The organism is Undibacterium hunanense, assembly GCF_014284335.1.
Taxonomy (GTDB): Bacteria; Pseudomonadota; Gammaproteobacteria; order Burkholderiales; family Burkholderiaceae_D; genus Undibacterium; species Undibacterium hunanense.
The window spans coordinates 164,456-185,648 of record NZ_JACOGF010000011.1; the positions used below are offsets into that span (position 1 = coordinate 164,456).

General features: G+C 51.1%; 21 protein-coding genes and 1 tRNA gene. 17 read left to right on the forward strand and 5 right to left on the reverse strand.

The window, feature by feature from the left end:
* The first annotated feature begins 22 nt into the window (after positions 1–22).
* From H8L32_RS20165 to H8L32_RS20180, 4 genes are all read left to right on the forward strand, one after another.
* Positions 23–1,516 carry an NADH-quinone oxidoreductase subunit M gene (locus tag H8L32_RS20165; protein ID WP_186949049.1) on the forward strand — a complete coding sequence of 498 codons (1,494 nt, stop codon included), beginning with the start codon at positions 23–25 and terminating at the stop codon, positions 1,514–1,516.
* Positions 1,517–1,587: 71 nt separating this feature from the next.
* Positions 1,588–3,072 (forward strand): NADH-quinone oxidoreductase subunit NuoN, encoded by a 1,485-nt coding sequence (nuoN, locus tag H8L32_RS20170; protein ID WP_186949050.1) that lies wholly within the window; start codon positions 1,588–1,590, stop codon positions 3,070–3,072.
* 2 nt (positions 3,073–3,074) lie between these two features.
* Positions 3,075–3,386, forward strand: coding sequence for a DUF2818 family protein (locus tag H8L32_RS20175; RefSeq protein WP_186949051.1), 312 nt, complete (start codon positions 3,075–3,077; stop codon positions 3,384–3,386).
* Positions 3,379–3,945 carry an NUDIX domain-containing protein gene (locus tag H8L32_RS20180; RefSeq protein ID WP_186949052.1) on the forward strand — a complete coding sequence of 189 codons (567 nt, stop codon included), beginning with the start codon at positions 3,379–3,381 and terminating at the stop codon, positions 3,943–3,945. The genes H8L32_RS20175 and H8L32_RS20180 overlap by 8 nt, the downstream gene beginning before the upstream one ends.
* A 222-nt stretch (positions 3,946–4,167) precedes the next feature.
* On the opposite strand, the gene H8L32_RS20185 is transcribed toward H8L32_RS20180, so the two are convergent.
* Positions 4,168–5,790 (reverse strand): electron transfer flavoprotein-ubiquinone oxidoreductase, encoded by a 1,623-nt coding sequence (locus tag H8L32_RS20185; protein WP_186949105.1) that lies wholly within the window; start codon positions 5,788–5,790, stop codon positions 4,168–4,170.
* Positions 5,791–6,566: 776 nt separating this feature from the next.
* Between H8L32_RS20185 and H8L32_RS20190 the strand changes: the two genes are divergently transcribed.
* The gene (locus H8L32_RS20190) at positions 6,567–7,343 is read left to right on the forward strand and encodes an SDR family oxidoreductase (protein WP_186949053.1); all 777 of its coding nucleotides are present in this window, start codon (positions 6,567–6,569) and stop codon (positions 7,341–7,343) included.
* A complete protein-coding gene (locus H8L32_RS20195; RefSeq protein WP_186949054.1) occupies positions 7,340–7,786 on the forward strand; it encodes an acyl-CoA thioesterase in 447 nt (148 codons plus the stop codon). The genes H8L32_RS20190 and H8L32_RS20195 overlap by 4 nt, the downstream gene beginning before the upstream one ends.
* Before the next feature lie 44 nt (positions 7,787–7,830).
* On the opposite strand, the gene H8L32_RS20200 is transcribed toward H8L32_RS20195, so the two are convergent.
* A complete protein-coding gene (locus tag H8L32_RS20200) occupies positions 7,831–8,391 on the reverse strand; it encodes a LuxR C-terminal-related transcriptional regulator (RefSeq protein ID WP_186949106.1) in 561 nt (186 codons plus the stop codon).
* A 170-nt stretch (positions 8,392–8,561) separates the two neighbouring features.
* On the opposite strand from H8L32_RS20200, the gene H8L32_RS20205 reads away from it, so the two are divergent.
* Positions 8,562–9,263, forward strand: coding sequence for a CoA transferase subunit A (locus H8L32_RS20205; RefSeq protein ID WP_186949055.1), 702 nt, complete (start codon positions 8,562–8,564; stop codon positions 9,261–9,263).
* A gap of 19 nt (positions 9,264–9,282) precedes the next feature.
* Entirely contained in the window at positions 9,283–9,924 is a 642-nt protein-coding gene (locus H8L32_RS20210) for a CoA transferase subunit B (protein ID WP_186949056.1), read from the forward strand.
* A gap of 118 nt (positions 9,925–10,042) precedes the next feature.
* Here H8L32_RS20210 and H8L32_RS20215 read toward each other — a convergent pair whose 3' ends face one another.
* Together H8L32_RS20215 and H8L32_RS20220 are read right to left on the reverse strand one after the other, a co-directional pair.
* Positions 10,043–10,567, reverse strand: a complete 525-nt coding sequence (locus H8L32_RS20215) for a DUF3617 domain-containing protein (protein ID WP_186949057.1) — start codon at positions 10,565–10,567, stop codon at positions 10,043–10,045.
* Between the two features lie 124 nt (positions 10,568–10,691).
* The gene (locus tag H8L32_RS20220) at positions 10,692–11,486 is read right to left on the reverse strand and encodes a 3-hydroxybutyrate dehydrogenase (protein WP_186949058.1); all 795 of its coding nucleotides are present in this window, start codon (positions 11,484–11,486) and stop codon (positions 10,692–10,694) included.
* Positions 11,487–11,762: 276 nt separating this feature from the next.
* On the opposite strand from H8L32_RS20220, the gene H8L32_RS20225 reads away from it, so the two are divergent.
* From H8L32_RS20225 to H8L32_RS20235, 3 genes are read left to right on the forward strand one after another with little or no spacing between them, the layout of a single operon-like run.
* The gene (locus tag H8L32_RS20225; RefSeq protein WP_230412323.1) at positions 11,763–12,632 is read left to right on the forward strand and encodes an alpha/beta fold hydrolase; all 870 of its coding nucleotides are present in this window, start codon (positions 11,763–11,765) and stop codon (positions 12,630–12,632) included.
* Between the two features lie 8 nt (positions 12,633–12,640).
* Entirely contained in the window at positions 12,641–12,991 is a 351-nt protein-coding gene (locus tag H8L32_RS20230; RefSeq protein WP_186949059.1) for a RidA family protein, read from the forward strand.
* Positions 12,992–12,996: 5 nt separating this feature from the next.
* A complete protein-coding gene (locus tag H8L32_RS20235; protein ID WP_186949060.1) occupies positions 12,997–15,234 on the forward strand; it encodes a RelA/SpoT family protein in 2,238 nt (745 codons plus the stop codon).
* A gap of 49 nt (positions 15,235–15,283) precedes the next feature.
* Here H8L32_RS20235 and H8L32_RS20240 read toward each other — a convergent pair whose 3' ends face one another.
* The gene (locus H8L32_RS20240; protein ID WP_186949108.1) at positions 15,284–16,216 is read right to left on the reverse strand and encodes a cation diffusion facilitator family transporter; all 933 of its coding nucleotides are present in this window, start codon (positions 16,214–16,216) and stop codon (positions 15,284–15,286) included.
* 214 nt (positions 16,217–16,430) lie between these two features.
* Between H8L32_RS20240 and H8L32_RS20245 the strand changes: the two genes are divergently transcribed.
* From H8L32_RS20245 to pheS, 6 genes are all read left to right on the forward strand, one after another.
* Positions 16,431–16,507 (forward strand) — tRNA-Val (locus tag H8L32_RS20245).
* A gap of 236 nt (positions 16,508–16,743) precedes the next feature.
* Entirely contained in the window at positions 16,744–18,651 is a 1,908-nt protein-coding gene (thrS, locus tag H8L32_RS20250) for a threonine--tRNA ligase (protein ID WP_186949061.1), read from the forward strand.
* Between the two features lie 53 nt (positions 18,652–18,704).
* Complete coding sequence (gene infC / locus H8L32_RS20255; RefSeq protein WP_186949062.1) at positions 18,705–19,241, forward strand: translation initiation factor IF-3; 537 nt, start codon at positions 18,705–18,707, stop codon at positions 19,239–19,241.
* 179 nt (positions 19,242–19,420) lie between these two features.
* Positions 19,421–19,618, forward strand: coding sequence for a 50S ribosomal protein L35 (rpmI, locus tag H8L32_RS20260; RefSeq protein WP_110253942.1), 198 nt, complete (start codon positions 19,421–19,423; stop codon positions 19,616–19,618).
* A 28-nt stretch (positions 19,619–19,646) separates the two neighbouring features.
* Positions 19,647–20,006 carry a 50S ribosomal protein L20 gene (gene rplT / locus H8L32_RS20265; protein ID WP_186949063.1) on the forward strand — a complete coding sequence of 120 codons (360 nt, stop codon included), beginning with the start codon at positions 19,647–19,649 and terminating at the stop codon, positions 20,004–20,006.
* A 127-nt stretch (positions 20,007–20,133) separates the two neighbouring features.
* A complete protein-coding gene (pheS, locus tag H8L32_RS20270; RefSeq protein WP_186949064.1) occupies positions 20,134–21,150 on the forward strand; it encodes a phenylalanine--tRNA ligase subunit alpha in 1,017 nt (338 codons plus the stop codon).
* Positions 21,151–21,193: the final 43 nt, after the last annotated feature.

Consider the following 21,193-nt stretch of genomic DNA (forward strand, 5'->3'; position numbering starts at 1 on the left):
CCACGGCTATAAAAATATAATCATGATGCAGTCAACTTCTACTCTACTCAGCCTCGCGATCTGGTGTCCGATTGCGTTCGGCATTTTCGTCCTCGCATTTGGTCGCGACAATAATCCAGGCCTGGTGCGCGGTGTTTCCCTGATCGGTTCCCTGGTCAGTTTTCTGGTCACGATTCCACTGATCAAGAATTTTGACAATGCTGCTCACGGCATGCAGTTTGTCGAAAAGTTTTCATGGATAGAACGCTTCAACATTTTTTACTCTCTGGGTATAGATGGTATTTCTTTGTGGCTCATACCTTTGACGGCATTTATCACTGTCATCGTGGTCATCGCTGCATGGGAAGTGGTTGAGAAGCAGGTCGCCCAATACATGGGCGCTTTCCTGATATTGTCCGGTTTGATGATAGGTGTGTTCTGCGCGACCGATGGCATGCTGTTCTATGTGTTCTTCGAAGCGACGCTGATCCCGATGTACATTATCGTCGGTGTCTGGGGTGGCCCGAATCGCGTGTATGCCGCCTTCAAGTTCTTCCTATACACCTTGCTGGGTTCCTTGCTGACCCTGGTTGCCATTATTTACCTGTACCTGAAAGCCGGTCATTCTTTCGACATCCTGGTATGGCATAAACTGCCGTTGCCTTTGACGACACAGATCATGATTTTCTGCGCCTTCCTGATGGCATTTGCTGTCAAGGTGCCAATGTGGCCAGTGCATACGTGGTTGCCAGATGCCCACGTCGAAGCACCTACCGGTGGTTCCGTGGTACTGGCAGCGATCATGTTGAAACTGGGTGCTTACGGTTTCCTGCGTTTTTCTTTGCCTATCGCGCCGGATGCCAGTCATTACATGGCCGGTTTCATGATTACCCTGTCGCTGATCGCCGTTATTTATATCGGTCTGGTGGCTTTGGTGCAAAAGGATATGAAAAAGCTGGTGGCGTATTCTTCGATTGCACACATGGGCTTTGTGACGCTCGGGTTCTTCATGTTCAATGACATGTCGGTGCAGGGCGCTATCGTACAGATGATTTCCCACGGCTTTATCTCCGGCGCGATGTTCCTGTGTATCGGCGTACTGTATGACCGCGTACATTCCCGCGAAATCGCCGACTACGGTGGCGTCGTCAACAAAATGCCCAAGTTTGCTGCCTTGTTCGTATTGTTTTCCATGGCTAACTGCGGCTTGCCGGCAACATCCGGTTTCGTTGGCGAATTCATGGTAATTCTGGGTGCAGTCCAGTTCAATTTCTGGATAGGCATGCTGGCAGCAACGGCACTTATTTTTGGCGCAGCCTATTCGCTGTGGATGGTAAAACGTGTAATTTTCGGCAATATCACGAATGAACATGTGGCACACCTGACCGATATCAACAAGCGTGAATTTTTCATGCTGGGTGTGCTGGCCATTGCAGTGCTGGTAATGGGCCTGTACCCGGCGCCATTTACAGATGCAATGCAGGTCTCGGTAACTGATCTGTTGAAACATGTGGCAGTGTCAAAAGTGATGCCTTGATAGAGGATATGGATGCGCGAGCCACGTACTGAGAGCAGCTCTCACGTGGCGGCAGATCAATGCTTGTAAAAATGAATAATATGAACCTGATACCACTTTATCCTGAAATCTTTTTGCTATTGGCGATTTGCGTCATATTGCTGATAGATATGTTTCTGGCAGATAACAAGCGCAACGTCACTTATGTGCTGAGCCTGCTGAGTCTGGCCATCTGTGGCGCCTTGACTGCGGCCAATTCTGATACGGTGATGTCGGTGTACGTCAGCAACAACATGTTTGTTTCTGACCCCATGTCCAATTTGCTGAAACTGTTCTCTTACCTGGCAGTGGGCGTCACCCTGATTTATTCACGTCAGTACGTGAGTGACCGTGGCATGACCAATACCCATCTGGGTGGTGAGTATTATGTATTGGCACTGTTTGCCCTGCTGGGTCAGATGGTGATGATTTCCGGTAACAACTTCCTCGTTATTTACCTGGGTCTGGAGTTGATGTCCCTGTCGTTGTATGCGCTGGTTGCCTTGCGTCGTGACCACACGGTATCGACTGAAGCGGCGATGAAGTATTTCATCCTGGGCGCGCTGGCATCCGGTTTCATGCTGTATGGTATTTCCATGCTGTACGGTGCGACCGGTTCTTTGCAATTGAGCGAAGTGGTCAAGGTAGCGGCGACGGCAACGGCCAATAAGACAATCCTGGTGTTTGGTATCGTGTTCCTGGTCGCTGGTCTGGCGTTCAAACTCGGTGTGGTTCCTTTCCATATGTGGGTACCTGACGTGTATCAGGGCTCGCCGACAGCTGTCACCCTGTTGCTGGGTGGTGCGCCTAAACTGGCGGCGTTTGCGATTACCTTCCGGTTGCTGGTAGAAGGCTTGTTCCCGCTGGCGGTAGACTGGCAGCAGATGCTGGTGGTACTGGCGGTGTTATCGATGGCCGTAGGTAACCTGACTGCGATCGCACAGACCAATCTGAAACGTATGCTTGCATACTCTACCATTTCACAAATGGGCTTCATGCTGCTGGGCCTGTTGTCTGGTGTTGCCAATGGCAATGCTGATCTGGCGGTTGATGCCTACAGTGCATCCATGTTCTACAGCATTACCTATGTGCTGACGACACTGGGTACCTTCGGCGTCATCATGCTGCTGGCACGTACCGGTTTTGAAGCAGAAAATCTGGAAGATCTGAAAGGCCTGAACAAGCGTAACCCGTGGTTTGCGCTGGTCATGCTGTTGCTGATGTTCTCGCTGGCGGGTATTCCACCTATGATGGGTTTCTATGCCAAGCTGTCCGTGTTGCAGGCAGTATTGTCTACAGGTCAGTTATGGCTGGCACTGGTTGCCGTACTGTTCTCGCTAATCGGTACGTTCTACTACCTGCGCGTCGTCAAACTCATGTACTTTGATGATCCGCTGGATAACAGTCCTATCGTTGTCAGCACTGACATGCGCATCATACTGAGCATCAATGGCCTGGCTGTATTGGTCATGGGCCTGTTGCCTGGCTCCCTGATGCTGGCGTGTGCAAACGCCATTTCGAATACGCTTAAGTATTAACAGTGGGTAATTCTGCATCAGTCTGGCTGGTGATCGTATTGGCAGTTCTGGCTGCCAATACGCCATTTGTGAATGAACGCTGTTTTGCAGTGATCAGCCTTAAATGGTTTGCTGTTGCCAAGCCTTTATGGGCACGTCTGCTGGAATTGATTGTCCTGTATTTTTGTCTCGGCTTTATTGCGCATGCGCTGGAGTCCGGTGCTGGTAATCCTTTCCCTCAGGGCTGGGAATTCTATGCTATTAACGGCTGTCTGTTTCTGGTGCTGGCTTTCCCTGGTTTTGTCTATCGTTACCTGAAGCGCAAACATGACTGAAAAAGTCACCAGTAAACTGAATCTGCAAGAAACCCGGCTCAGCACTGAGCTGGCATATGCGGGCAGTTTTCTCAAGGTCGACAAAGATGTGGTATCCCTGCCTGATGGCCAGACTGCGACCAGAGAATACATACGCCATCCGGGTGCAGTAGTTATTATTCCCTTGTTTGATGATGGCCGTATCTTGCTGGAAAAGCAGTTCCGCTATCCGCTGGATCGTATTTTCATCGAGTTCCCCGCCGGTAAGATTGATCCAGGTGAAGACCCGCTGATCTGTGCCCAGCGCGAGCTGCGTGAAGAGACCGGCTATACCGCGACAGACTGGTCCTTCGTCTGCACCATACACAATGCCATCGCGTATTCTGACGAGCACCTGGACATCTACCTGGCCAAAGGTCTGACGGCAGGCAAGGCAGCACTGGATGAAGAAGAATTCCTGGAAGTCTTCACCGCCACCTTGCCAGAGATGCTGGACTGGATCAAATCCGGTCATATCACCGACGTAAAAACCATCATAGGTACATTCTGGCTGGAAAAAATCCTGGCCGGTAAATGGTGATTGCAGATCAGAGTCACAAAAATATTGAAAACAAAAAAGCCGCTGACCAGCGGCTTTCTTCGTTATGGAGAAGGTGAAGTTTCAATTCACATTACGACAGGAGGTGCTGAGTAAGCGTAGCGAGCGGCCTTAATTTTAGTTAAGAAGCGCAATCGTACTTTAGTACGATGAGCATCGCAGGCTAAAAGTAAGGTCGCGCAGTAGCTTAATCAGCACCTCATGTTACATGTTTGGATAATTCGGTCCACCCCCACCTTCAGGCGTCACCCAGACGATATTCTGTGTCGGGTCCTTGATGTCGCAGGTCTTGCAATGTACGCAGTTTTGCGCATTGATTTGCAGGCGGTCTGCACCTGCTTCGGTTTTGACGAATTCATACACACCAGCCGGGCAATAGCGTGCTTCCGGGCCAGCGAATTTCGCCAGGTTGATGGATACCGGCACATCGGCATTTTTCAATGTCAGATGGATGGGCTGGTCTTCGGCATGGTTGGTATTCGAAATAAATACCGATGACAGCCGGTCAAATGTCAGTTTGCCATCCGGTTTGGGATAGGTGATAGGCTTGCATTCCGATGCCGGGCGCAGGCATTCATGATCGGCCTTGCTGTGATGCAGGGTCCAGGGTGCCTTGCCGCGCAATACCACCTGATCCAGCCACACCAGAGGCGAGCCATACGTACCGCGCTTGAGCAATGGTTTGACATTACGGGCAGTGTACAACTCTTCATGCAGCCAGGATTGTTCAAATGCAGTTGAATAGCTGCTCAGTTCATCATGCTGACGGTTGGCAGATACCGCTTCAAAGGCCGCTGTTGCAGCCAGCATGCCGGTTTTGATTGCAGCATGACTACCCTTGATACGACTCATGTTCAGGAAGCCGGCATCGCAGCCTATCAATGCACCACCCGGGAACACCAGTTTAGGCAGGGATTGCAAGCCACCGGCAGTAATTGCCCGTGCACCATAAGAAACCCGTTTTCCACCTTCAAAGAAAGTGCGGATCGCTGGATGGGTTTTGAAGCGCTGGAATTCTTCGTAAGGGGAGAGGTAAGGGTTTTCGTATGCCAGGCCGACGACATAACCGACTGCCACCAGATTGTCTTCCAGGTGATACAGGAAAGAACCGCTGTACTGATCCATCAAAGGCCAGCCTGTTGTATGTACGACCAGGCCCGGTTGATGTTGCTTGGGATCGATTTCCCACAACTCCTTGATGCCTATGCCATAGGATTGCGGGTCTTTGCCCTTGCTCAAGTCATATTTTGCGATGACCTGTTTGCCCAGGTGACCACGTGCACCTTCCGCAAACAGAGTGTATTTCGCGTGTAATTCCATGCCGAGCTGGAAAGAGGATGTTGGCTGACCGTGGCGGTCTACCCCCATATTGCCGGTGGCAACACCTTTGACTGAGCCGTCGTCGTTATACAGGACTTCTGCGGCAGCAAAACCAGGGAAGACTTCCACACCCAGTGCCTCGGCCTGCTGACCCAGCCAGCGGGTCACATTGGCCAGCGAAACGATGTAGTTGCCATGATTTTCGAAACAGGCTGGCAGCATCCAGTTAGGGGTGCGGTAGGCTTTGGTCTCAGTCAGGACCAGGACGCGGTCTTCGGTGACTGCTGTATTCAAAGGGGCACCCATTTCCTTCCAGTTGGGAAAGAGTTCGGTCAGCGCCTTGGGATCCATGACGGCACCGGACAGGATGTGTGCACCGGGTTCTCCGCCTTTTTCCAGCACGCAGACTGACACTTCTGTCCCTTTTTCTGCAGCCAGTTGCTTCAGCTTGATGGCCGCTGACAAACCAGCCGGTCCACCACCGACGACGACGACATCATATTCCATTGCGTCGCGAGGGCCGTACTGTTCAAGTATGCTTTGTGTCATGGCTATTTTCACTTTCTGAATATTTTAGAACGAGCGTGCTTATTTGTTTTCAGCATGTTATCTGCTGTAGATGTATTGCGCAAGCGAGGGTGTACTCCAAAAATTGCTCTTAGAACCTGTTTGCGATCTTACTGCGCGAGCGCAATCGGAGTCTGCGCGGGGCTCATGTGCTGCTCAAAATGCTCATGTACTGGAGTACATTCCGCTTTTTGCGCTGCACTTGGTTACCCTGACCCCGCTGACGCTCGCTCGCTACAGATCGTAAACAGGTTCTTATTGGCGCACAAGTTACACCGGATTATCGCAGAGCCAACTTTGGGATGCATCAAGATCATGTGAAATGGCAGGAAAATTTCTGTAAAAATCTTCAACTAATTCAAATCCATACAACACAAGCATAATCTCTATGTCATCATAGCGGCTAGATAGAGTAGAACTCATTTCATAAATAGGGATGAGTGCGAGCAAGGCGATTCGGGATGCAGTGCAAGGCGCGTCGCGTAGCCAAGGCTGGTGCCTTGGCAAGCGGCGCAACGAAGCAATGCGCCCGAATCGCCAGCTCCCGGAGGGTTTGCCTCATAACGCGTGCTGGACTGCGTTGGACTCGTTGTCAATAGACCCGCTATTGATTGCCTCGTCCGCCTTGCCAGCCCACGTTATGAGGCAAACGCATCTCACCCCTATTTATGAAATGAGTTCTAGTAAGCTTATTCCAATTATTAGTGGAGAATCAGATGGGCATAGAAGTCAATTTCGAAGGCAAAATTGCGTTGGTGACAGGCGCTTCCAGTGGTCTTGGTGCACGGTTTGCCAAAATTCTGGCACAGGCTGGTGCGCAGGTCGTGCTGGCATCGCGCCGTATAGACAGGCTGAAAGAATTGCGTGCAGAAATCGAATCCGAAGGCGGTGCCGCCCATGTGGTGGCACTGGATGTGACCGACTATGGCAGTATCAAATCAGCGATTGCCCATGCCGAGACAGAGGCCGGTCCGATTGATATCCTGATCAATAATTCGGGTGTGTCGACTACGCAACGTCTGGTCGATGTAACGCCGGATGACTATGCCTATGTCATGGACACCAATCAGCGTGGTGCCTTTTTCGTGGCACAGGAAGCCGCCAAGCGCATGATCGCCCGTCACAAGGGTGATCCTAAAAAACAGCACCGCATCATCAATATTGCCTCGGTCGCCGGGTTGCGGGTATTGCCACAGATAGGCATTTACTGCATGAGCAAGGCGGCGGTCGTGCACATGACCAAGGCCATGGCAGTAGAGTGGGGCAAGTATGGCATCAATGTGAATGCGATTTGTCCGGGTTATATTTCTACAGAAATCAATTCAGACTATTTTGCGACCGAAGCCGGCCAGAAACTGGTCGATATGCTGCCAAGAAAACGCGTAGGCACACCAGAGGATCTGGATGGCCTGCTGCTTTTGCTGGCGGCGGAAGAGTCACGCTTCCTGAATGGCGCCATCGTTACTGCCGATGATGGCATGAGCGTGCAATGATAGAGAACAAGGTAACGGAAAAGAAACTGGTCTATACCGTCACCATTCCCATACGCTGGGGAGATATGGATGCCATGGGCCACGTCAACAATACCGTGTACTTTCGCTACATGGAGCAGGCGCGGATTGAGTGGCTGAGCATGATGGGCTGTTTGCCTGATGAAGAAGGCAATGGCCCCGTCATCGTGAATGCCTATTGCACTTTCAAGAAGCCGCTGAAATATCCTGACCAGGTTGAAGTCTGTACCTATATCGGTGCAGCAGGGCGCAGCAGTTTTGAAACCATACAGGAAATGCGCTCGGTCGGTGACGGCTACGCTCTGTATGCAGAAGGCGGTGCCAAGGTGGTCTGGGTAGCGGCAGAGACTGGCAAGTCCGTCAGCCTGCCAGAATCGATCAAGCAGAAACTGAGTGAAATCAAGGTGGCAAAACGCAAAAAATGAGATGGGCAGCGTTATTGTGCGCAGCCTGTTTCAGGTGTGCCGGTTCAGCGCATGATGCCCAGCAGCTTGTGTACCAGCTCACTGGATGTTGCTGAATTGAACTTGCGCATCAGTTTTGCCCTGTGCATTTCTACTGTACGTGGGCTGAGGTCGATCTGGCGTGCAATCAGCTTGCTGGTTTTGCCTTCTACCAGCAATGCTGCAATTTCACGTTCACGTGGGGTCAGTTCGGCAGTTACCGGGCGTTTGGCGCTAAGATCTTCAAAAGTCCAGATGCCGGCGGCGTGTGGGTTGTCCTTATTCAATCCCCGTCCTGATACATGGCACCAGAACAGTTCCTGATTGGCGCGTTTCATGATGCGTTCATCCGAGTAATAGCCTCTGGCATTCATGATGGGGGTAATACGGGCACCGGTACGCTCAAATTCGTCAGGACTGGGGTACAGTACCAGAAAAGACTGGCCCAGCAATTCGTCGTTCTGATAGCCAAACATTTTCGCCAGATCATTGTTGCAGGCCTGAATGATGCGATTCTGCGATACGCACATACCGACAGGCGCATGTTGAAATATGGATTCAAAATCTATGGGCTGTACGACATTCATTTCAACGATCCACTGACAGGGTTGTAGTAAAGGCGTATTTTTACGGTATTGCGCAGTATAACGCAGCATCATATCCTGTAAGGCTAATGATTGGTATTGCTCTTTATGGCGTTTTTCGGACAGCCATTTTGTAAAAGAAAAACTGACTTAATACTTGGAGAGAGGACATTATGGACAAAGTTTATCCTGACGCTGCCAGCGCGCTGGCAGGTGTGATCAAGGATGGTCAGACCATCGCCGTAGGCGGTTTCGGCCTGTGTGGCATACCCGAGGCACTGATCGCTGCCTTGCGTGATTCTGGCGTCAAGGAACTGACCGCCATTTCGAATAATGCCGGTGTGGATGGCTTTGGTCTGGGGCAGTTGTTGACGACACGCCAGATCAAGAAAATGATTTCATCCTATGTGGGTGAAAACAAGGAATTTGAACGCCAGTACCTGGCTGGTGAGCTGGAACTGGAATTTACCCCGCAAGGCACGCTGGCAGAAAAGCTGCGCGCCGGTGGTGCAGGCATCCCGGCTTTCTTCACCAAAACCGGTGTCGGCACCATTGTCGCCGATGGCAAGGAAATCCGTGAATTTGATGGCCAAAAATACGTGATGGAACGTGCGCTAGTATCCGATGTCTCTCTGGTCAAGGCCTGGAAGGCTGACAAGGCGGGTAATCTGGTGTATCGCAAGACTGCGCGCAATTTCAATCCGAATGTAGCGATGGCAGGCAAGATCACTGTGGCAGAGGTCGAAGTGCTGGTCGAAATCGGTGAACTGGATCCGGATGAAGTCCATACACCGGGTATTTTCGTACAGCGCATAGTCGTCAATGCCAATCCGGAAAAACGTATAGAACAGCGTACCGTACGCCCTTCGAAATAAACACAGCAGGAGACAAGACATGGCATGGAATCGTGATGAAATGGCTGCACGTGCAGCACAGGAATTGCAAGACGGTTTTTACGTCAATCTGGGCATAGGCTTGCCGACTCTGGTCGCCAACCATGTACCAGAGGGCATGGAAGTCTGGTTGCAGTCCGAAAACGGCTTGCTGGGCATAGGCCCTTTCCCGACTGAAGAAGAAGTCGACCCCGACATGATCAATGCTGGCAAGCAGACAGTAACGACCTTGCCGGGTTCATCGATATTCAGCTCGGCTGATTCTTTCGCCATGATACGCGGCGGCAAGATCAATCTGGCCATCCTGGGGGCGATGCAGGTCAGTGAGCATGGCGACCTGGCCAACTGGATGATCCCGGGCAAAATGGTCAAGGGCATGGGTGGTGCGATGGATCTGGTGGCTGGTGTGGGCCGCGTCGTGGTCTTGATGGAGCATGTTGCCAAGGGTGACGCTCACAAGATTTTGAAAGCCTGCAATCTGCCTTTGACCGGTGTCGCCGTAGTCAACCGCATTATCACCGACCTGGGTGTGATTGATGTAACGCCTGCCGGTTTGAAACTGGTAGAACTGGCGACGGGTGTCAGCAAAGAAGAAATCATTGCTAAAACCGAAGCCGCACTGGATGTCAGTGCCATAGCCTGAACCTGTGCCGGTGTCTGGTTGTAAAGGGCTACATTCCTGAAACAAAAAGCCGATGTCAGACAACACATCGGCTTTTTGTTTGTGCACAGCGTTTGTGTGCAGCAACGGCTGTGAGCGTTTATTTTTTCTGCGGCATGACAGGCGGTTTGACATCGCCACAATCACTGCCTACCCACTTGCCCGTAGTTTCCATATGCTGCGAAACCGGTTGGCCGTGGGAGACTCCCTTGAAATCATAAACGGAAGTCAGACTGTCCGGTGTAAAGCTGCCTTTCACATTACCGGTGCCCTTCATTTCCGGCATGTCGCAGACGATTTCTGATGAATAACTATTGCCTGAACGAGAAAAATTCTTGTTCTGGCATTGCTGTTCACGACCACCTGAAGGTGGTTTGTCCTGGTCCACCATTTCTTTGGTAAAGCAGACTTTGTGTACCATGGCACCATTTTGCATGTCAGGCATTTTTATACCCATCTGCTTCATTTTTTCCAGCTGTTCAGGCGGAATTTTAGGCATGGCTTTCATGGCATCTGATTTCATCGTCATTTCCCACAGGCCGGGTTTCATTTTGTCTGCAGCGAGGCAGCTACCGGTAGTGATGAGAAGGGCAGAAATGCCTGCCAGGCGTACAAAAACGTGCATGAGGAGCTCCCGTTTTAAAAGTGTTATCGCACTATACATCTGAAAAAAGGGTGGAGAAAGCAAAAAAATACAGGCTGTCGCTTCTTTGCCCCTCCGCACACTGACCAGCTATCTGGCCGTGGAATTATTGTGCAACCCAGCCGCCGTCCATATTCCAGGCAACGCCGCGTATCTGCTGGCCAGCTTCACTGCAGAAGAACACGGCCAGTGCCCCCAGTTGTTCTGGCGTGACAAATTCGCCGGAAGGTTGTTTTTCTGCAAGCAGGCGTTTTTTTGCCGTGTCATTGTCCACACCTTCTTTGGCTGCACGGTCATCCACCTGCTTTTGTACCAGGGGTGTCAATACCCAGCCAGGGCAGATGGCATTGCAGGTAATGCCGGTTTGTGCAGTTTCCAGTGCTGTTGTTTTGGTAAAGCCGATCAGGCCATGCTTGGCTGCCACGTACGCCGATTTTTGCGCTGATGCCACCAGCCCATGTACCGATGCCAGATTGATGATGCGACCCCAGTTTTTTTGCTTCATGTAAGGCAGCGCCAGGCGTGTGGTGTGAAAACTGGATGTCAGGTTGATGGCGATAATGGCATCCCATTTTTCTACCGGGAAGTCTTCAATATTGGCTACATACTGGATGCCGGCATTATTGACCAGGATGTCCACACCACCGAATTTGCTGGCGGCAAACTGCATCATGGCTTCTATCTCACCAGCCTTGCTCATGTCGGCATTGTGATAGGCTGTCTGCACACCAAACTCGCTTTCGACCGCGGTTTGCAGGACCTGGATTTCATTGATGTCGCCAAAACCGTTGAAAACAATATTTGCCCCTTCCGCTGCCAGTGAACGGGCTATGCCCAATCCTATGCCGGAAGTGGAACCGGTGACCAGAGCGGTTTTGGCTTTAAGTGACAATGCGTGCATGCGGACTCCTGAAGATTGAATAGGTGAAAGCGGATTAAAAATGGACAGGGCAATTGCAAAAAATCATCTTTGCTTATGATATATGACGTTGTAGTTGCGTTGCTATGGTGTTGTTATGGTGTTGTTATGGCGCTGGTATGTGGTTGTTCTTGCTTGCTGCAAGCCGGATTTTGTTAAAAAAACATGGCTGAGCACAGTTAACAATGATTTTAAGCGTAACGAACGGTAAAATGAGCAGCATCTTCGATGTAAAAATACAGTTCACAGGGATAAATCATGCAGGCAAGACGCAAATCAGTGCAATGTATCTCGCCTACCGGCTTGCACACCATGTCCTACAAAGAGTGGGGCGATCCGCAGAATTCCAGAGTATTAGTTTGCGTGCATGGCGTGACCCGTGTCGCCGATGACTTTGATTCCCTGGCAGCCGAGCTGTGCCAGCATTATCGGGTAGTGTGTCCGGACGTGGTCGGGCGTGGGTATTCCGGTCGCCTGCGCAACCCCATGCATTACCAGATTCCGCAATACGTCAGTGATATGGTGACCCTGCTGGCAAGACTGGATGCGGAAACGGTGCACTGGTTTGGTACTTCCATGGGCGGCCTGATAGGCATGAGCCTGGCAAGTTTGCCGGATAATCCGGTCAGCAAACTGGTCCTGAACGACGTGGGGCCGGTGTTGAATCCTGAGGCACTTGCCAGGATAGGCGATTATATCGGGCAGGATGTGCGCTTTGCGACATTTGACGAAGCGCAAGCCTATATCAAGGCCATATCCATTTCGTTTGGCCCGCATACGCCAGAACAGTGGGAAAAACTGGCACGGGATGTGTTGCGTCAAAATGAACAGGGCCAATGGGTGCGACACTATGACCTTGGCCTGGCCCAGCCGATCAAGGCCAGCACGCCGGAAATGGCTGCTGTTGCCCAGACTATGCTGTGGGCAGCGTATGATGCAATACAATGTCCGACTTTGTTGGTGCGTGGTAGCGAATCCGATCTGTTGACAGCCGCGTCCGCGGCTGAAATGACACAGCGCGGCCCAAGGGCAAAGCTGGTGGAATTTCCAGGCGTAGGGCATGCACCGACGTTTGTGCAGCCGGATCAGATTGCCGTTGCAGTTGATTTTTTGTTGAACCAGGTTTGAGTATAAAAATGAGTATCCAGAGATTTCATGTAGGTCCGCGTTTGTCAGAAACGGCCATATTCAACCGTGTCGTCTATCTTGCCGGCCAGGTGCCGGACGACGCAACGCAGGGAATAGAAGGCCAGACAGAACAGGTGCTGGCCCACGTAGACCGTTTGCTGGCTGAAGCCGGCAGCGACAAGACACGTATTTTGAGTTGCCAGATATTTTTGTCCGACATTACATTGATTACTGCCATGAATCAGGTGTGGGATGCATGGGTAGCCGCAGGTAATTCACCGCCACGTGCGACGGTGGAAGCCCGACTGGCAAAGCCTGAATGGCTGATTGAGATCGTCGTTACTGCAGCACAGAAATAATTCATATGGTATCAATTTCGACCACAGCTTCCGAAGCAGCATTGCTCGAAGGCTTGTCAGATACAGACGCAGAGCGGGTCATCGCTGCGCTGGAATATGTCACGCCCCTGTACGCAAATAAATGCGTGGTGACTGAGCAAAATGCCTTGCAATTTATCAGTGGCGTGGTAGCTACGCTGGCGATGCTGCGTACCGACGTTGATACCCGCATTGCCGCCATCCTGTTTGAATTGCCGGAACTGAATCCGATTGCGGCCGAGCAGATAGAAATCCGCTTCGGCAAGGAAATTGCCGATCTGGTCACGGGCATCCGTCGCCTGATGAAATTGCGTGAAGCTGCCCTGACACAGCGTGATGTAGGGCGTGGCAAGGACGCCGCAGAAAAAGCCGCCACCCAGATGGAAACCCTGCGCAAGATGGTGCTGGCCATGGCCACTGACATGCGCGTAGTCCTGGTACGTCTGGCATCGCGCGTGACCACCCTGCGTTATTTTGCCGAATGCAAACGCGAAGATGGCGCTGCCCAGCAATACGCCAGCGAAACCATGGATTTGTATGCGCCGCTGGCGAATCGTCTCGGTGTCTGGCAATTGAAATGGGAACTGGAAGACCTGTCTTTCCGTTTTCTTGAGCCGCAGCAGTACAAACGTATTGCCAAAATGCTGGAAGAAAAGCGACTGGAGCGCGAAAGCTTTGTCGTCAATGCCATCGCCAGGCTGAACAAGGAGTTGCAGGCAACTGGCGTCAAGGCCGAAGTCACGGGACGCCCCAAGCATATTTACAGCATCTGGAAAAAGATGAAAGGCAAGTCCGTTGATTTTGACGAACTGTATGATGTCCGTGCTTTTCGTGTGATCGTCGATGACATCAAGGATTGTTATACCGTTCTGGGTATCGTCCACAATGCCTGGACACCGATACCCAAAGAATTTGACGATTATATTTCGCGCCCCAAACCGAATGGCTACAAGTCCTTGCACACAGTCGTGGTAGTGGAAGATGGCCGGCCGCTGGAAGTGCAGATACGTACCCGCGAAATGCATCAGTTTGCCGAATACGGCGTAGCTGCCCACTGGCGCTATAAGGAATCGGGCGGCTCGAATTTTTCTGCGCAGGAATATGATGAAAAAATTGCCTGGCTCCGGCAATTGCTGGCCTGGAAAACCGATGTCGCCGATGTCGTCGTCGAGCAGGAAGAGTTGCAGCGCGAATGGGTGGAAAAACTCAAGGCTGCCAGCCTGGATGACAGAATCTATGTACTGACGCCGCAAGCCAGGGTCATCGAATTGCCATCCAATTCAACCCCGGTGGACTTTGCCTATCACCTGCATACGGATGTTGGACATCGCTGCCGTGGTGCGCGCGTCGACAATGTCATGGTGCCGCTGAATACACCTTTGAAAAATGGCCAGACGGTAGAAATCATTACCCTGAAAGTTGGCTCGCCACAGACCGGTCCTTCGCGTGACTGGCTAACGTCCGAGTATTCTGCCAGCACGCGTACCCGCACCAAAATCCGTGCCTGGTTCAATACCATCGATCAGGAAGAAACCCTGTCTTCAGGCCGTGCGCTGGTTGAAAAAACCTTGCAGCGTGAAGGCAAGACTGCCGTCAATCTTGAAGAACTCGCACGCAAGCTGGGGTTTGCTGAAGTCAACGAACTGTTCCTGTCAGTCGGCAAGGATGAATTCAGTCTGCGCCAGATCGAGACTGTATTGCGTGAAAATGTCGCCGAGCATGAACCGGACGAAGTCAGTTTCACCAACAAGAGCCGTGCATCCAGCGTCACGCAGGGGGCCAAATCCGGTGTGTTGGTGGTTGGCACTGAAGGCTTGATGACGCAACTGGCGCGTTGCTGCAAGCCGGCGCCACCGGACGATATTGTTGGCTTTGTGACGCGCGGTAAAGGCATTTCCATTCATCGTCTGAGTTGCAAGAATTTCGCAGAAATGCGCAACAAGGCGCCCGAGCGGGTGATCCAGACCACCTGGGGTGAGCACGGCAAAGACACGGTATATCCCGTTGACATTTTCGTGCTGGCACAAGATCGCCAGGGTTTGTTGCGTGACATTTCTGAAGTATTTTCCCGTGAAAAAATCAATGTGATCGGCGTTAATACCCAAAGCGCCAAGTCACAGGCCAGGATGTCATTCACGGTTGAAATTGGTGGCACCACGCAGTTGCAAAAAGCGCTGACGGTGTTGCATGAAGTCAGTGGTGTGCTGGAAGTGCGAAGGAATTAAAGCATATGCTGGATGCTTCATTTACTGAAGTATCCAGCCTTGGTATCTGTTAATCCTGAAATTCTTCAGAGTCGGCCACTTCCGCCTGCAAGGTGATATGGTCAATTTTATGTTTGCTCAGCAGCATCGCCTTGACGCTTTCCAGTATGCGTGGCCAGGCGCTCAGGTCTTCGATTTCCAGGTGGCCTATCAGGGCTGGGAAGCCGGGCGACATTTCCCATACGTGCAGGTCATGCACGGACAGCACACCATTGATTTCTTCCAGGTCGGCACCAATTTGCACATAATCAATATTGTGTGGCACGCCTTCCATCAGGAAGTGGTAAGACTCGCTCAATACCGACAGGGTAGATTTCAGGATCAGCAGCGAAACAAAAATCGACAGCAACGGATCAATCTGCATCCAGCCAGTCAGGTAGATTACCGCGCCGGACACGATGGCCGCTACCGACCCCAGCAAATCCCCCATGACATGCACCATGGCGGCCTTGGTGTTGACGCTTTCCTTGTCATGTGACAATACCCAGGCAACGACGATATTGATCGCCAGGCCTATGCCTGCCACCATCATGACAGTGCCACCCTGTACTGTTTCTGGTGTCGAAAAGCGTTGTATCGCTTCTTTTGCGATCCAGATAATCACACCCAGCATGACCAGGCCATTAACAAAGGCCGCCAGCGCCTCAGCACGGCCAAAGCCAAAGGAATTTTTTGCCGTGGGCGGGCGTTTTGCAATGATCTGTGCCAGCAGTGCCAGGCCCAATGCCGCGGCATCTGTCACCATATGGCCGGCGTCGGATATCAGGGCCAGTGAATTCGATAGAAATCCAAAAGCCACTTCCACGCCGGCAAAGCTCAGGGTCAGGCCAAGTGCCCAGGCCAGGATCTTTTGGCTACGGTTTTCAAAATAATGCCGGTGTTCGGCATCGCCACGGCGGTGATCGTGCAAATGCTCGCTTTTGGAATGGGCGTGATAGGGCATATCGATGATGGCTTGCTGGATGGATACAGGAATATTGAATATGCCATAGTGTAGCCGAATGCGGGTATTTGGGTGCCCTGGAAATAAGCCTGGCGGCCTGGCTTGTATAGCTTGTTGCAGACCCAATTTCCGGCCTGCTTTTCAAGTGCGGCAAATTTTTTAGGGCAGGGGACTAGCAATTTCCCGAAAGTCTCTGCTATACTCTCGTTTCTTTAGGCGCGTAGCTCAGCTGGTTAGAGCACTACCTTGACATGGTAGGGGTCGTTGGTTCGAGTCCAATCGTGCCTACCAAAGATTTTAAAATTATTAAAACATTATAGTTAAGAGCGAGAAAGGCATCCCTGGTTATGACACCGCGAACTACCACGAAACTGGTTTGGGAGCGACTCTAGTCGAGGATACTTTTCGTTTGAAACAAACTGAAAAAGCACGGCTAGCCGTGCTTTTTTTTCGTCTGCGTTTTTTAGACTCATCCTTTATCTCAATAATCTCAATTATTTTTGTATTTTTCCGCTTTGGAGAGTGACATGGTTTCAGTAAAACTTCCTGATGGTTCGCAACGACAATTCGATGCGCCGGTAACGGTGGCACAAGTTGCTGCCAGCATCGGTGCTGGCCTGGCAAAAGCTGCTCTGGCTGGGCGCGTCAATGGCAAGCTGGTCGATACCTCGCATCTGATTGATGCTGATGCGGATCTGGCCATCGTCACCGACAAGGATGCGGATGGTCTGGAGGTGATACGTCACTCTACTGCTCACTTGCTGGCCTATGCCGTCAAGGAATTGTATCCAGATGCGCAAGTCACTATCGGTCCTGTCATTGAAAACGGTTTTTACTATGACTTTTCTTACAAGCGCCCATTTACACCAGATGATCTGGTGGCGATAGAAAAGAAAATGGCTGAACTGGCGAAAAAAGACGAGCCAGTCACACGCAAAGTGCTGCCGCGCGATGAGGCGGTTGCCTACTTCAAGTCCATAGGCGAAGCCTATAAGGCCGAGATCATCGAATCTATTCCCGCTGATCAGGATGTGTCGCTATATACAGAAGGCAATTTCACTGACTTGTGCCGTGGTCCGCACGTGCCATCGACTGGCAAGCTGAAAGTATTCAAGCTCATGAAGCTGGCTGGTGCCTACTGGCGCGGCGACTCCAAAAACGAGATGCTGCAACGTGTCTACGGTACTGCTTTTGCCAAGAAGGAAGATCAGGAAGCCTATCTGCACATGCTGGAAGAGGCTGAAAAACGTGATCACCGCAAGCTGGGTAAGGCGCTGGATTTGTTCCACTTCCAGGATGAGGCGCCTGGTCTGGTGTTCTGGCATGCCAAGGGCTGGACTATCTGGCAACAGGTGGAGCAATACATGCGCAAGGTGTATCAGGACTGTGGTTATCAAGAGGTTAAAGGTCCGCAAATTCTGGATAAAAGCCTGTGGGGTAAGACTGGTCACTGGGATAACTATAAAGACAATATGTTTGTCACTGAATCCGAGAACCGTGAATATGCCTTGAAGCCGATGAACTGCCCCGGCCACGTGCAGATTTTCAATTCTGGCATGAAAAGCTATCGCGATCTGCCTTTGCGCTTTGGTGAATTTGGTCAATGTCACCGCAATGAGCCGTCTGGTGCCTTGCATGGCATCATGCGTGTGCGTGGCTTTACCCAGGATGATGGTCATATCTTCTGTACTGAAGAGCAAATCCAGGATGAGGTCATGGCTTTTCATCCGCAAGCGATGAAAGTGTATGAAGACTTTGGCTTTGAAAAAATCTTCATCAAGCTGGCCTTGCGCCCTGAGAACCGCATCGGCAGCGATGAAATCTGGGATAAGGCAGAAGCTACCCTGCGTACTGCGCTGAGTTCTTGCGGCGTTGAGTGGGAAGAATTGCCGGGTGAGGGTGCTTTTTACGGTCCTAAGATTGAATATCACCTGAAAGACAGCCTTGGTCGCCCATGGCAGGTTGGCACCATGCAGGTCGATTTCTTCATGCCGGGTCGCCTGGGTGCGGAATATGTTGCAGATGACAACAGTCGTAAAGTGCCTATCATGTTGCATCGTGCGATTGTGGGCTCGATGGAGCGTTTCATCGGTATCTTGATAGAAAATCATGCTGCTGCCTTGCCATTGTGGCTGGCGCCGGTGCAGGTTTCCGTCCTGAATATCTCGGAATCGCAGGCTGAATATTCACAATCTGTTGCAGAAATCCTGAAGAAACAAGGGTTTAGAGTGAATACAGATTTGCGTAATGAGAAGATTACCTATAAAATACGCGAGCATTCCATTCAAAAACTGCCATATATCCTCGTGATAGGCGATAAAGAGAGGGATGCCAATACAGTGGCTGTGCGTACGCGTGGCAATCTGGATCTGGGGGTAATGCCTCTGGACGCCTTTATAGCTCGTTTGAAAAACGAAGTTGAAACCAAGGTTTAACAGATTAGCAGCGACCCTGTTTTAACAGGGTTGCATAGCTTTTATTATTATTTTTGAAGGAAACTGCAATAGCTACTGACAAGTCACATCGCATCAACGGTGAAATTACAGCGCCTGAAGTGCGCTTATCCGGCGTTGAGAATGAGCCTCTGGGCATCGTGAAACTGAGTGAAGCCTTCCGTTTGGCTGAAGAAGCCAACGTGGATTTGGTGGAAATAGCGCCGACGGCGCAGCCACCGGTTTGCCGTTTGATGGATTACGGCAAATTCAAATACCAGGAGCAGAAAAAAGCTCACGAAGCCAAGCTCAAGCAGAAAGTGATACTGGTCAAGGAAGTCAAATTCCGTCCGGGTACAGATGATGGCGATTACAATATCAAATTGCGTAATCTGATCAAGTTCCTGGATGATGGCGACAAGACCAAAATTACCCTGCGTTTCCGTGGTCGCGAAATGGCGCATCAGGAAATCGGCATGCGTATGCTGGAGCGTTTGAAGCTTGATCTGGAACAGTATGGCCAGGTTGAACAGTTTCCGAAGATGGAAGGTCGCCAGATGATCATGATCCTGGCACCGAAGAAGAAAAAATAAGTTTCAGCTTATTTGAAACGCAAAAGCAGGTTTTGTGAAGCACGCATTAGCGGGCATTACGATAGACCCAGCCAAAAGCTGGGTCACAATAAGTGAGAAGTAGGCATCCAAGAGTAGCGATCGTTGCTGCCACCTACCATCATATAAAAGTGGAGCTGTCTTAATAGACAGATAGTACTATGCCAAAAATGAAGACGAAAAGCAGCGCCAAGAAGCGCTTCCGCGTCCGTCCAGGTGGTACCGTTAAACGCGGTCAAGCTTTCAAACGTCACATTCTGACCAAGAAAACTACCAAAAACAAACGTCAATTGCGCGGTTCTGTAGGTGTTCATGACACCAACATGGTATCCGTAATGCGCATGATGCCAACAGCTTAACCTCATACTCATTATTTAAGGAGTTATTATGCCTAGAGTAAAACGTGGGGTTACAGCTCGTGCCCGTCATAAGAAAGTTCTCAACCTTGCCAAAGGTTACCGTGGTCGTCGCAGTAAAGTATTCCGTATTGCCAAGCAAGCAGTTATGCGCGCTGGTCAATATGCATACCGCGATCGCCGCAACAAGAAACGTGTATTCCGCGCTTTGTGGATCACACGTATCAATGCAGCGGCTCGCCAGCATGGCCTGACTTACAGTGTGTTTATGAACGGCCTGAAAAAAGCCGCAATTGAACTCGACCGTAAAGTACTGGCTGACATGGCTGTGACTGACAAACCAGCATTTGCTGCGATTGTTAATCAAGTCAAGGTTAACCTGGCTGCTTAATAGCAGACGGTAGTCGTAGCGACTGATAGCATTCAGTCGCAAATATCAAGCGGGGCAGAGGTTGAATCCTATGCCCCGTTTTGTTTTCAGATCATTATTTCAGCTTCATGGTAAGCGGGAACAAGGCATGAACCCTTTAGATCAAATCGTCAGCCAGGCACGTGCTGATTTTCTGGCAGCCAGTGATGCTGCCGCTTTAGAGAACGCAAAAGCGCTTTACCTTGGTAAGAGTGGACAGATTACCGAACAGATGAAAAGTCTGGGCAAATTACCACCAGAGGAAAAGAAGGTTCAGGGCGCAGTCATCAATGCAGCCAAAGTCCAGATTGAAACCGCCTTGACCGAGCGCCGTGATGCGCTGGCCAATGCACAAATGCAGACACGTCTGAATGCAGAAGCGATCGACGTCAGCTTGCCTGGTCGTGGCCGCAGCGTGGGTGGCATACACCCCGTCATGCGCACCTGGCAGCGCGTTGAAGAAATCTTCCGTTCCATCGGTTTTGACGTGGCAGACGGCCCCGAAATCGAAACAGACTGGACCAATTTTACGGCCTTGAACAGTCCGGAAAACCATCCGGCACGCTCCATGCAGGACACCTTTTATGTCGATGGCAAAGATAGCCAGGGCAAACAATTATTGTTGCGCACCCATACCAGCCCGATGCAGGTACGTTATGCGCGCATGAACAAACCGCCGATCAAGGTTATTGCACCGGGTCGCACTTATCGCGTTGACAGCGATGCCACGCATTCCCCGATGTTCCATCAGGTTGAAGGCTTGTGGATCGCCGAAGACATCAGCTTTGCTGACCTCAAGGGCGTGTATCTGAATTTTGTCAAAGCCTTCTTTGAGACTGACGATTTGCAGGTGCGTTTCCGCCCATCGTATTTCCCGTTCACGGAACCTTCTGCCGAAATCGATATCGCCTTTGGCAGTGGTCCTTTGAAAGGCCGCTGGCTGGAAGTGTCCGGCTCTGGCCAGGTACATCCTAGCGTAGTGCGTAACATGGGTCTGGACCCGGAAAAATACATAGGCTTTGCCTTTGGTTCCGGTCTTGAGCGCCTGACCATGCTGCGTTATGGCGTCAACGATTTGCGCCTGTTCTACGAAGGCGATTTGCGCTTCCTGAAGCAATTCAACTAAAAGAATTCCACAGCGCATCCCTGAATTTTTGCGTGGCGCATCG